We start from the raw sequence: 13,281 nt of genomic DNA on the forward strand, positions 1-13,281 counted from the left end.
AAAAGGGAAGTCTGTTCCCGGGGCTTGAAAAAGAGTACTTTGCGTTACAATTTGTTGACGAAAGTCTAAGCTTAGGGCAGATAACCCATAAAGTTGCTCCTGCGGAGTTTTGCAATTGGATTTTCAACCCCTGCTGTATGAGCGGGCGGGATATATAAAATGAGTACTGGCGATAGATTACTGGACATCTTTCAGGATGAAACACTTGAACGGCTCGATAATATTGAGACCGGTCTTTTGCAGTTGGAGAACAGTCCTACGGACCTTACCCCGGAATTGATCAATTCAATTTTTCGGGATGCCCACTCAATCAAAGCCGGGTCCAACCTGCTTAAGCTGACTGTCATTGAGGAACTCTCCCATAAGTTGGAGAATGTTCTGGAAATGATTCGCTCCGAAGGACTGATTCCCACAGAGCTTATTATTACCGCCTCGTTGGAGTCGGTGGATAAACTTCGCTCCCTGACCGAAGATGTACTTAACAGCAACACCAAGAGCATCCGCTTACAGAAGACCATGCTTGAGGTTTCAGTGCAGCGTGCGCTGGCCGGTGAGAGTTAGATAGGATTTATTAATGAAAATTTTAAGCCCCCGCACCATTTTGGTGCGGGGGCTTTTTTACTAAGGATTCCTGAGCGTACAGCTTAAACTTTTTCAGCTATTCCTTTACCCCATCCGGTGATTTCGTCGCGGTCCGGGTCGCCGTCGATCTTGAGGCTGTCGCCGACAACTACAGCACCCATCTTTTCGAGTTTTTCTTCAATAGCATCTACAGCACCGCAGAAATAGGTGTAGTCTGAATCACCGCATCCGAAAACAGAAACTTTTTTGCCCTTCAGGTCAGCGTCTTCAAGGGCGTCGTAAAGGGGGATGAAGTCATCCTGTAATTCGATTTCTTCTTCGCCCCAAGTGGAGCAGCCAAAGAGAACGATGTCGTATCCGTTGCCGAGGTCGGCCACACTGACATCGGTAACATTTTTCAGTTCCACATCAATTTCCTGATTTTCAAAAGCTTCAGCCACGTACTCAGCGGCTGTTTCTGTATTTCCGGTAGTTGAGCCGTAAACGATAAGTGATTTGGACATGGTGTCCTCCTTTAGGTCTGTAATCGGTTTGATAACGTTATTTAGCTTTTAGTGAGAGTGAAATTCAAAGTCAATATCAATTTGTAAAAATGTTAAGAAAATATGAAAATGTCACAGGTGTGGTAATTGAGTGTTTACGCCGCGGCTGAGTGGTGTTATGGGGTACTTAAGACTAACCGGTATCTATCCGGCTCGGCCAGCGTCATTTAAAGTCCAGCCGTGTCATATCGGGTCCTGCCTCCCCGGCAGGGTGTAAGGTCCAACTTCATTTACAATTTGATATTGATTGCGTGAGATTGCCATAATCTTTCGTGTTCGGTGCATTCCTTTTTATTCCGGCCGATTTTTCCTGCTGTTTTCTGCATAGTCTGTTATATTCAGACTTCATCTTTGCAGTATTTTTCCATTTAGCGCCATCAAACCGGCCCGGACTTCTTTTCAACTTCAAATATTACGGAGGTCACTATCATGAGTGTACAACTTGATGTAACCGGTTTGGATTCTTGGGGATTCAATAATGACGGCCCGCTGATTATTGCAGGACCCTGTAGTGCGGAATCCCGCGAGCAGCTTCTTGAAACCGCCCGCGGCATTAAAGACAAAGGCGTGCACATGCTGCGCGCCGGTATTTGGAAACCGCGTACCCGTCCCGGCTGCTTTGAAGGCATGGGCGAGGAAGGTCTCAAATGGCTGGTCGAAGCCAAAGAAGAGACCGGGTTGCCTATCTCCTGTGAAACTGCAACTCCCGAGCATGTAGAGCTTTGCCTCAAATATGGTGTTGACTTGATCTGGGTAGGCGCACGGACAACTGTAAACCCCTTTGCGGTACAGGCTCTTGCTGATTCCCTCAAAGGAACAGATATCCCTGTGCTGGTCAAAAACCCCATCAACCCTGATGTGGAACTCTGGCTCGGTGCGCTTGAGCGTATCAACAAGGCCGGCGTAACCAAGCTCGGTGCTATCCACCGCGGCTTTTCCTCCGCCCGCCCCAGCGAATACCGTAATGCTCCCAACTGGAGAATTTTCATTGAACTGCGCCGCCGCACTGAAGGTATGCCTATCATCTGCGATCCCAGCCACTTGTGCGGTAAGCGTGAACTGATTCCCGCAGTAGCTCAGAAATCTCTTGATCTGCTTTTCGACGGCCTGATGATAGAATCCCACATCAACCCTGACGTGGCCCTCAGTGACAGCAAGCAGCAGTTCACTCCTGAAGATCTCGGTAAGGTTCTGGACGGTCTGGAAGTTAAACATGCTGTTGCAGAAGATAAAGAATTTGCCCTGAAGATGGAAAGCAAGCGTGCCCGCCTTGTGGAAATCGATGATGCCATTGTTGAACTCCTTGCAGAGCGTATGGCTCTCGGCCGCAAGATCGGTAAGATGAAGTGCGAGCGCGGCATTGCTCTCCTGCAGCCTGACCAGTGGAGGAAGACTGTTGAAAAGCGTACCCGTGAAGGCGTTGCCCGCGGCATGGATGAACACTTCATGCTCCGCATCTTCCAGTACATCCATGAAGAATCTCTGCGTCAGCAGGAATGCGTGCTGGCCGGGGAAGAATAATGCCCAAGGTCAATGTTGAACTGCGTGGGGAGTTCGATAATTCCTATGAGATCAGTGTAGACTATTCTGTCATGGATGAAGTTGTCGCTGATCTTAAAGCCAGGAAATACGGACATACCCCGGTAGTTATCTGCGATGAAAATACTCGTGAGCTTTTCGGACATGCGCTGGTCGAAAAGCTCGCTCTTGAAGATGTTGACCCGCTGCTGCTCACTGTCCCCGCCGGGGAGAACAGCAAATCCCTTGATGTGTTTGGCTCCCTGCTCGAAGCAATGCTTGAGGCCGGAATAACCCGTCAGGACGTGGTTGTAGCCTTAGGCGGCGGAGTGGTCGGTGACCTTTCCGGCTATGTTGCCGGGAGTTATATGCGCGGCATCAATTTCGTGCAGGTGCCTACAACCCTGCTTTCTCAGGTGGATTCTTCCGTGGGCGGCAAGGTGGCTGTGAACATCAAGCATTGGAAGAACTACTGCGGTATGTTCTACCAGCCCAAGCGGGTTTACACCAACATCTCAGCACTTGAATCCCTGCCTGAGCGGGAAATCCTCAGCGGGCTGGGCGAAGTGGTCAAGACTGCTTTCATTGCCGACCGCGAGCTGGTTGATTACCTCTCTGGAAATGCGGATAAGGTCCGTTCTCTCGATCGTGAAGTCATGGCTAGGGTCGTGGCCCGCTGTTGTGAGATCAAGGCCGATGTGGTTGCTCGTGATGAAAAAGAGGGCGGGGTGCGTCGTATCCTCAACTATGGCCATACCGTGGGCCATGCCATTGAAACCTTTGCCGGGTACAAAATATCTCACGGCGAATGTGTTACATGGGGCATGCGTATCGTTGCTCGGGCCTGTCATAAGGCCGGGATGCTTTCTGCTGAGGACCTCAAGTTACATGAAGAACTCATGGACAAGCTCGGTCTTGCCACTGGAAAGCTCGACATTGAGCCTGCCAAGATCATGGAACTCATGAAGAAGGACAAGAAGGTCAAGCAGGGACAGGTTGTGATTGTCGGGCTTGATAGATTAGGCAATGCAGTTGTGCGCGAGGACTTTCCTCTTGAGTTGATTGAAGCAGAATTGAAGAATGTATGAACTAATGATGCCTCCGGCGGCTTAAACCCTTTTGCAAAAGGGTTTAAGAATCCCAAAACCTTTTATTAAGCTTCGCTCTTTAGCTTAAGAGACTGTCAAAGAATAAAATATTTGCGGGGAACTGGTTGTTTTTCCAGTTTCCCGCTTTATATTTTGGGCCAGAAACAACAAGGAGTTACCATGAAAGATATTTCCACCAAGCTGGTCAATGCGGGCAAAGCCGAAGCCCTGCAAGTTATAGATACCATTAATCCGCCCCTGCACCGTGCTTCCACTGTCCTTTTTGATTCCTATGCCGATATGCTCAAGGCGAATAAAGGTGAATTCGAAGGTGTGGAGTATGGCACTTGCGGAATGGCTGCCCAGAAAGCTTTTGAGGCTGCCATGGTTGAGCTGGAGGGCGCACACGGCTGCAAAACTTTTCAGTCCGGTATTGCCGCTATTGCCATGGTGCTCATGGCTTACACAAAGCAGGGCGATCATATCCTCATTTGTGACAATGTCTACGGCCCGACCCGTCATTTCTGCGATGGCTTTCTTTCAAAGTACGGTGTTGAAGCTGAATACCTGCCCTCTGATGCCGGGGCCGGGGTTGCTGATTACATTCGTGATAATACAGCGTTGCTTTTCATGGAATCTCCCGGTTCAAATACCCTTGAGATTCAGGATGTCTCGGCAATCACCAAAATCTGCCGTGAAAAGGGTGTCGTTTCCGTCATTGATAACACATGGGCAACTCCTTTATATTTCAATCCCTTTGAGTATGGCGTGGATGTTTCCATTCAGTCGTGCACCAAATATATCACCGGTCATTCCGATATTCTGCTTGGTTCGGTTTCCACAAATGAGCAGAGCTGGGCGGTTTTTGAAAAATGCTGCGGGCTTTTCGAAGTTTTTGCTGCACAGGAAGATTGCTATCAGGCACTGCGCGGATTGCGGACCCTGAAAGTCCGCCTCAAGGCCCATGAACAGGCTGCCCTTGAGATAGCAAAATGGCTGGAAAACCATGAAATGGTTGAATCCGTAATCCATCCGGCCCTTGAAAGCCATCCCCAGCACGATCTTTGGAAGAAGTCTTTCAAAGGTTCAAGCGGGCTTTTCGCTTTCACTCTCAAAGATGAATTTGAAGATATCGATCACTCCCCGTTTGTAGATAACCTTGAGCTGTTTTGCCTCGGCTACAGCTGGGGCGGATACAAGAGTCTGATCACCGGAGGAAAGTTCCGGCGTACCAACCACTTCGGCTATGAGGGCAAGACCATTTTTCGCTTGAATATCGGACTGGAAGATGTGGAAGACCTTAAAACTGATCTGGCTCAGGGGCTGGAACGGTTGAGATAAATAAGTGAGGCTCTCTTTCTTGATTGTTATTTAAGGTAACCAGATAGAGGGCTTCTTTTCTCCATTCATGATTAAGCCCTTCAGCAGAAATGAGTTCTGTTTTTGATTTAAACATATCAGCTGTCGGGATGGAGTTAAGCAATATGCTTAGTTCAGTATTATTAAGGATCAGGACAGTCTTATTGAACCGGTTTGTTTTGAGAAATTTATAAAGCGGGCTCTGTTTGTTGCTTTTGTCTTCCGCCTTTAAAAAGTTGATTGCGGTATTTGGTGCAACCAGTACTTTAATGAAATCGTGTATTTGGAAGGGCAGGGTCGTCAGATAACTTTGCCCGTTGCGATTAATTGAGTTGCGCAGGAAAAAATGCAGCTCCGGGTGAATCCGTAAAGATCTTCTGGATGCTATGAATATATAGTTGTCGTGCGCGGGGATAGATTCATTTATTGAATTGGCCATTTCTTGGGCCAGTAGGGAGTCTGGCTGTAGTTGTCCATTCGTATCAACGTCCGGTGCGGCATTGAAATAGAAGGGATAAATGAGCAGCATACCGGCGAAAACTATACTGAGGAAGGTCTTTGGTTTTTTATAATATTTCATACCTGCAGCACCTATGGTCAGCGATAAGACAAAGGCCGCAAGGGTAAATGGGACGGTCTGCGTCTGGAAGTCGCTGATTTGTGCATTGCGCCACAGGTTTACGGATATTTGCCCGCTGTAGAGTACAATACCCACGATTACTGCGGGGATCAGCGCTGCCAACGCAGTACAGAACGTAAATAATTTTTTGAAAAGTCCGTCTCGTCTGGCTGTAAGTATCCAGTTCACGGCGATTATTGAGAGAATGGGCATTAGCGGCAGAAAATAACGGTGTGCCCGGAGTCTGAATATAAATATGCTTATCAGCAGGTAGATCAGGCCGCTCCAGAATAAATAATCAGTTTCTTTATGTCGGGCTGCTTTGTCGCGTAAAAGAAAAAATGCTGCGCACAGTCCGAAAATTCCAAGCGGAAAGAAGACGACTCCAGCCTCATAAAAATAAAATCCGATACTTTGCAGGTGATGGAGCAAGGTTGGGGTTTTGTAGGTGGTGTTCTGCGAAACATCGTTCAGCATGCCGGAGAGGTAGTCCATTCCGGAAGTGCTGGCTGTGGTGATCCAGAGCAAAAATGGTAAGCAGGCGAATAGCCCTAGTATAATGGGCGCGGATTCTTTTTTCAGGGTGTTTAGTACTGCACGGCAAAGCGGTACCTCTTTGTGTGAGTTGGTCCTAAACAGTTCCGCCAGTAAATAGCCGATTAGTGGAGGCAGGGCGAAAGGCCCTTTGCTCAGAACTCCCAATCCCATGGCAATGGTAGCGCCGGAAAGATTCAATATCCCCCTTTGGCCTTGGAACCTTCGTAAATAGAAAAAACTGCTCCAAGTGACAGCAGCAGTATAGATGATATCCGCCTTCAGTAACATTCCTTCGATTTTAAATGGCGGGGCAACGGCCAGCAGCAAGCCTGCCAATAGTCCGCACTTATCTCCGCCAATCCTCCTGCCTATCAGGTAGGTGGCGGCTACAGTCAGTACTGAACTCAGTATTGCCGGGATACGGGCGATAAAAAGTTGTGTCCCGGTGCTGGAATCGGAACCGAATAAATCAATCAATGCTCCACTCAGCCAGTAAGGCAAGGGTGGTTTTTGCATTCGGGGAAGGCCGCCGAACATTGGGTGCAGCCAGTCTCTGCTGCGGGCCATTTCCATGGCAGCAGTTATGTATTTGGGCTCGTCAATGTCAAAGAAAAAAGGACGCCACTCTCCCATGCAGGCAAAGAAAAGAGCGAAAATAATCAGACATGTAAAAGTAAGTGGTTGCCGATATGTAAGCTTTGAGTCCATAAGCTAGTGTTTGGCAGCTTCCAGATAAATTTTCTGAAATTCAGGTATACCCACTTCCTCGGCCCAGTGAAGATAGAGTGATTTTAGGAAGTTCCGGCGCAACTCAGGTGCTGCGGCGATACGGTTTTTAATTGCTGCTTCCACGTCCATTTCTTCAATCACATTGTGCAATGTCTGCGCTCTGTGGATGATGCGGTGCGAGCTTTCAATCAATTCGTTGCCCTGTTTGGCAAGACGTTCCCGCCATTCTTCGTCAGTTATTAGAAGATTGTATTTTTCCAGAAGGTCTTCAACGTTGTTGGGTTCATAGGTCAGCAGATGAACTCCGTCCTCAAAAATATCAAAGAATCCGTTTTCGATTCTGGGAGTCAGCAGGCATGCGCCACAGGCCAATGCCTCAAAGACACGGAAGTTCAGGTCGCCGCGTTCGGCAATATTGAGCACAACTTTTGCTCTGGGGAAAAGTTTGCTGAAATCGCCTCTGGTAATGTGCAGGCCGGGAACATGTTCAGCTACTTTATCGAGAAAAATTTTTCTTTCCGGGGTCAACTCCGCACTTACATTACCTACAAAGAGCAGGTCCCATTCTTTTCGTGCTTCGGACGGGACATGAAAGTCCATGACAATGGGCGGAAACCAGAGCAGTCGGGATTCCTTTAATCTTGGAGTGAAACGGTCCAGATGGTCTTTCAGGCTGACCAGACAGATGTCGAATCCTTGGGCGTAATAGGGATACCAGCTGTGGATGTGGGTATCGATGCAGTGAAAAATTGTCAGGCAGGGATAGTTTTCCACTCCAGCCAGCGGTGGGGCGATTGAACGGTCAGCATAGACCACGGCAAACGGTTTTGTCCCGGTCTTTTCAAGGATGTCCTGCCAGGTGAATACCTGTTGCCCCCGGATAGGGATGTGGACTGTCTTGTAGCCCAGTTCGTCCATTCCTGTACGGAAAAAGGTATTGCCGATCCATGCTATTATTTTGGGGTCTTGCTTGCTCACAAGCTGAAGGTAGCAATTTATCCTCTTATTTGAAAGAGGGGGCTAATCAGGAATAGGCGATTTATTTGAGCATGTTGAACAGCGACGGTTCATCAAGGTCTAGGGATGGGGTGAATTTAACTCCGAAGACAGATGATTCCTGCCATACGGTTACAGCCTTTTGGCTGCTGAGAAAACCTATCCGGTCGTTGAATATGCAACCGCGAATAAATAGTTCATCATCAAGCTTTATTCGTTCAGAATCTTTGACGGAATTAATTTTGAATTTCATTCCTTGTGTGGAGATGTTGAGGATAGTGATGTCGAAATCCTCACCGGAAGTTGCGGCAACATCACATTGCCGGAAAAAGCTGTTGATAGAAGCCAGCTCAATCCGTGCATGCTTTCGCCTGTCTGCTAATGTATTCATATTTGCCTCCCCAGCGGGCGAACACTAAAGCTTTAATAATTGCATGTGAATTATTTTTTGTGTGTCGGTGTTGAAATGTATTGCATTGCCGTAGCTTGGTTACGGGGAGAGTTTTTTCCTGTTTTATAGGGTGTTGACGAGTGCTGTTGTCGTTTCATAGAATATTGTTGGAGTGAGTGGGCTTTTAGAAACGGGGAAGGGTATGGGAGTAGATGGTTTTCATAAATATATCGATGAGCTGGAAGAACAGCTGGAACTTCAGACGTTGCTGGCTGATTCTTCTTCCGAAGCAATTGGTGTGTTTGATGAGAACGCACGTTGCATAGCAGTGAACAGGGAAATTCTTGAAGTTCTGGGGTATACCCATGATGAAGTTCTGGGAATGAGTGCACTTGATTTTATTACAGAAGAGTATCGTGATCTTGCAAAAAAGAATATTTCTGAAAGGTATGACAAGCACTATTTTGTGATGGGCAGGCGCAAGGACGGTTCTGTCTTTCCTGCTGAAATTCGTGGCCGGACTGTAGATTTTCGGGGCAAGGTGTATCGTATTTCAGCCATACGGGATGTCTCCTATTTAAAAGCAACAGAAATGGAGTTGCGCGAAACCCTGAATGAACTCAAGATTATCTTTGAAAACAGCAAAGTAGGGATGATGTTTTTGAAGGGAGGACGAATCTTGAAAAGGGCAAATCAGGCCCTTGCCGATATTCTGGGCTATGATTCCCCTGATGATATGGTTGGCTTAAGTATGCTCGACCTGCATCTTTCCGAAGATAAATTTCATGAATTTGGTAAGCAGTATTATTACACCCTTGTAAATAAGGCTCAGGTAAATATCGAATATCAGTTGCGGCGCAAGGACGGTAAGCCGCTGTGGTGTTCCCTTTCCGGACAGGCCGTGGATGTCGATGTCCCAGCTGATTTGAATCGAGGTGTGCTCTGGGTGGTGGATGATATCTCTTTGCGTAAGAGCGAAGAGGACCGTTTGGTTTTGCTGGCAACAACTGACAGCCTGACCGGGGCTTTAAATCGGCGGGAATTTTTCCGGCAGGTTGAGTTGTTTATGGGCAAAGAACAGCGCAATCCCGTTGGTCCGACCATGCTGATGATAGATCTTGATAATTTCAAGAAGATCAATGACAGCCATGGACATGAGGTCGGGGATGTGGTTCTGCGGTCTTTTGCTGATATTTGTCGGTCCGTAATCAGGGATAATGACGTATTTGCCCGCATGGGAGGAGAGGAATTCGCTCTTTTCCTGCCCGGAACGGACCTTGCGGGCGGTATTGCCGTGGCTGAACGTCTACGCAGGCAATTTGCAGCCAGTGAAGTTCGTGCTTGCGGGGATTCCATTCAGTGTACTGCAAGTGTCGGGGTTGCTACGATGAGCTCACGCAGATTGAACCCTGAGCGTTTGCTGCGCATGGCAGATATGGCCTTGTATGATGCGAAAAGTTCCGGGCGCAACCGGGTCTGTTTTTACGATTGATATTTTTATGCGGAAGTATTTCTCTCTTTGAATTTGTTTTAACTCTTGGCTAAAGCCGTTAAAAAAGTTAAGTGGTTATGGTATAGGATAGTGTAATATTGTATTTAATGCGGCTCCTTTTTAAGGGGAAGGCCGTAACCAATAAATTCAGGAGAATGTGGTGAGGAAGTTACTCGTTGTTTTTATGCTGATTGGAATGATGCTTTCCGGATGTGTATACGTAAATATGGATGTTGAGAATAAGCCTGTTCCGGGTGCTGATTTTAACGGTTTAAAAACTTTTGCATTTAAGCAGAAAAGCGATTCCAAGAAGGATCTTGAAGCGATCCTGCTCAATACTGCTAAACTGGAACTTGAAGCAAAAGGGTTCAGCTATGATCCCAATTCACCGGATTTTATGGTTGTTGTTAATTTCGGTTCCAAGGCTTTCATGGAAAGGGGCGTAACCTACAAAAGGGAAGCCTACGAGTATGATTACATTAGCAAGACCAATACTGATATCGGGGTGGTTAAGACAGCTGATGCCCCTCGCGTAGACAATACTGTACGCATCTACCTGATGACTCCCGAAGATGAAGGCATGAAAACCTACCTCTGGCGCGGCATGGCTACCAGTCAGGACCGTGAAGGTCTGGATATTGTAGGTCGTTGTCTGGTCAAAGGAGCTTTGTCGCAGTTTCCCACTGCCAGTGGAAAATTTCGTCAAAAACTCAATGTTAGAGACTGCGAATAGTTTAGCGTAATAATAGGAAGTTTTTTTAAGGCCCCCGGAGTTTGTTCGGGGGCCTTTTTTATGTCTGAGCAAAAAATTTGATCAGTGCTTGACTTTGGGCTTGAAGAATGTCATTTCTTCATCACTATATAACAATATTTTTATATATTGAATTTGGTTTGTATGCGCCCGCAGGAAACGGAAGACGGTGAAAATCCGTCGCAGGCGCGCTGCTGTAACCGGGTAAATCAAGAAGGAATGGTGTCGGTCCACTGTTGGAAAACGGGAAGGAGCGGTGCTGTGCGTCGAATAGGCCCGGAAGCCAGAAGACGTCCTGCGGGAGTGAGTGCCGGACCTCGCGAACAGGTCTGTGAAACAGGGATAATAGTCCCGCCGCCAAGCGGACACTTTTAATATGGAGAACTACAATGCTGACGCACACTTTAGGCTACCCCAGAATGGGCAGCAATCGCGAGCTTAAACGCAAGCTTGAATCTTACTGGAAAGGTGAAGCCGGGGCTGATGATCTTGCCCTGACTGCCAAGAAACTTCGGGCACAGCACTGGGAAGACCAGATGCTGGCTGGAGTCGATCTTCTTCCGGTGGGTGATTTTTCCTACTACGACCATATGCTTGACAACGCAGTAAGATTTGGCGTTGTTCCGGCAAGATATGATGTAGAAGGCGCTAAGGCTTCCCTTGATGATTATTTCAGGATGGCCCGTGGCGAAGCCGGAGAAAACGGCGTAGCAGCCATGGAAATGACCAAGTGGTTCGATACCAACTACCACTACATCGTTCCCGAATTCAGTAAGGATCAGGAATTTTCCCTTGCTGATGAAACCATTCTCGAACAGGTGGATGAAGCTGTCCAGCTTGGACATAAAGTAAAGGCTGTGCTGCCCGGGCCGTTGACTTTCCTGTTGCTGGGTAAATGCGCGGATCAGGATTTTGACCGTCTGGACCTGCTGGAAAAGCTGTTGCCCGCTTATGTGGAACTCATTGAAAAGCTTTCCGCCAAATGCGAATGGATTCAGTTTGATGAACCTGTACTGACCCTTGATCTTGATGAATCCGTGCTCAAACTTTTCAGCCCGGTTTACCGCACCTTCAAAGAAGCTGCTGCTGACAGTAAAATTCTGGTTGCTTCTTACTTCGGTGGGCTCGGAGATAATCTTGAAGTAGCAGCAGTCCTGCCTGTTGATGGTTTGCATGTGGACCTAGTGCGTGGGGGGCAGGATCTTGAGCCGTTGCTTTCAAAGCTATCCTATAACCTGAGTCTTTCTCTCGGCGTAGTGGACGGCAGGAATATCTGGCGGGCCGACCTTGAGCGGGCTGTAGCTGCAGTTAAATCCGTGCATGCCATACTTGGTAAAGAGCGGGTTTTGATCGCTCCTTCCTGCTCACTGTTGCATGTTCCTTTTGATCTCGATTTGGAAACCAAACTGGATGCTGAGATTAAATCGTGGATGGCTTTTGCCCGCCAGAAATGCGCGGAGATCAGGACCATTGCTGATGCCGCAAAAGGTGAGGATGTAGACGCTGTTCTCGCTGCGAACCGCAAAATCCTTGAGACCCGTAAAAATAGCCCAAGGGTGAACAATCCGCAGGTTGCCCAGAGGTTAGCTGCGCTTAAGCCTGAGGACTACCGCCGTAATTCCGTTTATGAAAAACGTGCTGAAATCCAGCGCGGGCTAGGCTTTCCTGTTCTGCCGACAACTACCATCGGTTCATTTCCCCAGACTCCCGAAGTACGCTCTACAAGAAGCGGTTTCAAGAATGGACGCATTGAACGCGCAGATTACGAAAGCTTCATGCGCGGTTACATTGAAGACTGCATCCGACGTCAGGAAGAGATCGGACTTGATGTGCTGGTTCATGGCGAGCCCGAGCGCAACGACATGGTTGAGTATTTCGGTGAAAACTTTGACGGTTACTGCTTTACTTCCAACGGCTGGGTGCAGAGTTACGGTTCCCGCTGCGTAAAGCCTCCGGTGATTTTCGGTGATGTTTCACGCCCCGGTCCGATCACTGTGGAGTGGATCAATTATGCCCGCTCCCTTTCCGATCGAGAGGTTAAGGGTATGCTTACTGGCCCGGTAACCATCCTTTGCTGGAGCTTTGTGCGTGACGACCAGCCCCGCAGTGAAACCTGCCGTCAGATAGCGCTGGCCGTACGTGACGAAGTTGCCGACCTTGAGAAGAGCGGTGTCAAAGTCATCCAGATCGATGAGCCGGCCCTGCGTGAGGGGCTGCCCCTGCGTAAGGCAGAGCAGCCGGAATATCTGAAATGGGCTGAGGAGTGCTTCCGCCTTTCCGCTTCCTGCGTAGAGGATTCAACCCAGATCCACACTCACATGTGCTACTGCGAATTCGATGAAATCATGAATTCCATTGCCGCCCTCGATGCTGACGTAATCAGCATTGAGGCCAGCCGCAGTCGCATGGAGCTTTTGGGTAGTTTCAGACAGTTCAGCTATCCCAATGAAGTCGGTCCCGGTGTGTATGACATTCACAGTCCGGCTATTCCTGCTGCTGATGATATGGCAGCCCTGCTGGAAAAAGCATTGGAAGTCATTCCTGCAGAACGCCTCTGGGTAAACCCCGATTGCGGACTCAAGACCCGCAAATGGGATGAGGTTGTCCCGGCCCTTAAAAATATGGTTCAGGCGGCTGAAACAGTACGCCGGAAAATCCAGTAAACAAGGAATATAAA

At 48.2% G+C, this 13,281-nt stretch carries 11 protein-coding genes and 1 riboswitch; of the genes, 7 read left to right on the plus strand and 4 right to left on the minus strand.

What is annotated here, in order from left to right:
* Nucleotides 1–159 precede the first annotated feature (159 nt).
* Complete coding sequence (locus ACO05Z_RS03335) at nt 160–561, plus strand: Hpt domain-containing protein (RefSeq protein WP_421900486.1); 402 nt, start codon at nt 160–162, stop codon at nt 559–561.
* Between the two features lie 83 nt (nt 562–644).
* On the opposite strand, the gene ACO05Z_RS03340 is transcribed toward ACO05Z_RS03335, so the two are convergent.
* Nucleotides 645–1,085: a flavodoxin gene (locus ACO05Z_RS03340; RefSeq protein WP_421900488.1), complete on the minus strand. Its 441-nt coding sequence runs from the start codon at nt 1,083–1,085 to the stop codon at nt 645–647.
* Between the two features lie 468 nt (nt 1,086–1,553).
* Between ACO05Z_RS03340 and ACO05Z_RS03345 the strand changes: the two genes are divergently transcribed.
* From ACO05Z_RS03345 to metC, 3 genes are all read left to right on the plus strand, one after another.
* Nucleotides 1,554–2,645, plus strand: coding sequence for a bifunctional 3-deoxy-7-phosphoheptulonate synthase/chorismate mutase type II (locus ACO05Z_RS03345; protein ID WP_421900490.1), 1,092 nt, complete (start codon nt 1,554–1,556; stop codon nt 2,643–2,645).
* Nucleotides 2,645–3,730 (plus strand): 3-dehydroquinate synthase, encoded by a 1,086-nt coding sequence (gene aroB / locus ACO05Z_RS03350; protein ID WP_421900492.1) that lies wholly within the window; start codon nt 2,645–2,647, stop codon nt 3,728–3,730. Before ACO05Z_RS03345 ends, aroB begins: the two co-directional genes overlap by 1 nt.
* Nucleotides 3,731–3,910: 180 nt before the next feature.
* Nucleotides 3,911–5,071 (plus strand): cystathionine beta-lyase, encoded by a 1,161-nt coding sequence (gene metC, locus ACO05Z_RS03355; protein ID WP_421900494.1) that lies wholly within the window; start codon nt 3,911–3,913, stop codon nt 5,069–5,071.
* Here metC and ACO05Z_RS03360 read toward each other — a convergent pair.
* From ACO05Z_RS03360 to ACO05Z_RS03370, 3 genes are all read right to left on the minus strand, one after another.
* Nucleotides 5,031–6,953 carry an ArnT family glycosyltransferase gene (locus ACO05Z_RS03360; RefSeq protein ID WP_421900496.1) on the minus strand — a complete coding sequence of 641 codons (1,923 nt, stop codon included), beginning with the start codon at nt 6,951–6,953 and terminating at the stop codon, nt 5,031–5,033. The genes metC and ACO05Z_RS03360 overlap by 41 nt on opposite strands.
* Before the next feature lie 3 nt (nt 6,954–6,956).
* Nucleotides 6,957–7,952: a glycosyltransferase family protein gene (locus tag ACO05Z_RS03365; RefSeq protein WP_421900498.1), complete on the minus strand. Its 996-nt coding sequence runs from the start codon at nt 7,950–7,952 to the stop codon at nt 6,957–6,959.
* A gap of 61 nt (nt 7,953–8,013) precedes the next feature.
* Nucleotides 8,014–8,361, minus strand: a complete 348-nt coding sequence (locus ACO05Z_RS03370; protein WP_421900500.1) for a PilZ domain-containing protein — start codon at nt 8,359–8,361, stop codon at nt 8,014–8,016.
* A 202-nt stretch (nt 8,362–8,563) separates the two neighbouring features.
* Between ACO05Z_RS03370 and ACO05Z_RS03375 the strand changes: the two genes are divergently transcribed.
* The 3 genes from ACO05Z_RS03375 to metE all read left to right on the plus strand — a co-directional run bounded on the left by ACO05Z_RS03375 (nt 8,564) and on the right by metE (nt 13,267).
* The gene (locus ACO05Z_RS03375; protein WP_421900502.1) at nt 8,564–9,853 is read left to right on the plus strand and encodes a sensor domain-containing diguanylate cyclase; all 1,290 of its coding nucleotides are present in this window, start codon (nt 8,564–8,566) and stop codon (nt 9,851–9,853) included.
* Nucleotides 9,854–10,013: 160 nt separating this feature from the next.
* Nucleotides 10,014–10,586, plus strand: coding sequence for a DUF4136 domain-containing protein (locus ACO05Z_RS03380; protein ID WP_421900504.1), 573 nt, complete (start codon nt 10,014–10,016; stop codon nt 10,584–10,586).
* Nucleotides 10,587–10,723: 137 nt separating this feature from the next.
* Nucleotides 10,724–10,917, plus strand: a riboswitch (cobalamin riboswitch).
* A 76-nt stretch (nt 10,918–10,993) separates the two neighbouring features.
* A complete protein-coding gene (gene metE, locus ACO05Z_RS03385) occupies nt 10,994–13,267 on the plus strand; it encodes a 5-methyltetrahydropteroyltriglutamate--homocysteine S-methyltransferase (protein WP_421900506.1) in 2,274 nt (757 codons plus the stop codon).
* Nucleotides 13,268–13,281 lie beyond the last annotated feature (14 nt).

Source organism: Maridesulfovibrio sp. (assembly GCF_965230075.1).
GTDB lineage: Bacteria > Desulfobacterota > Desulfovibrionia > Desulfovibrionales > Desulfovibrionaceae > Maridesulfovibrio.

Coding starts and splice junctions, on each gene's coding strand:
- metE (WP_421900506.1), top strand. CDS start 10,994: ATGCTGACGCACACTTTAGGCTACCCCAGAATGGGCAGCAATCGCGAG.
- ACO05Z_RS03345 (WP_421900490.1), top strand. CDS start 1,554: ATGAGTGTACAACTTGATGTAACCGGTTTGGATTCTTGGGGATTCAAT.
- ACO05Z_RS03370 (WP_421900500.1), bottom strand. CDS start 8,361: ATGAATACATTAGCAGACAGGCGAAAGCATGCACGGATTGAGCTGGCT.
- ACO05Z_RS03340 (WP_421900488.1), bottom strand. CDS start 1,085: ATGTCCAAATCACTTATCGTTTACGGCTCAACTACCGGAAATACAGAA.
- metC (WP_421900494.1), top strand. CDS start 3,911: ATGAAAGATATTTCCACCAAGCTGGTCAATGCGGGCAAAGCCGAAGCC.
- ACO05Z_RS03360 (WP_421900496.1), bottom strand. CDS start 6,953: ATGGACTCAAAGCTTACATATCGGCAACCACTTACTTTTACATGTCTG.
- ACO05Z_RS03375 (WP_421900502.1), top strand. CDS start 8,564: ATGGGAGTAGATGGTTTTCATAAATATATCGATGAGCTGGAAGAACAG.
- aroB (WP_421900492.1), top strand. CDS start 2,645: ATGCCCAAGGTCAATGTTGAACTGCGTGGGGAGTTCGATAATTCCTAT.
- ACO05Z_RS03335 (WP_421900486.1), top strand. CDS start 160: ATGAGTACTGGCGATAGATTACTGGACATCTTTCAGGATGAAACACTT.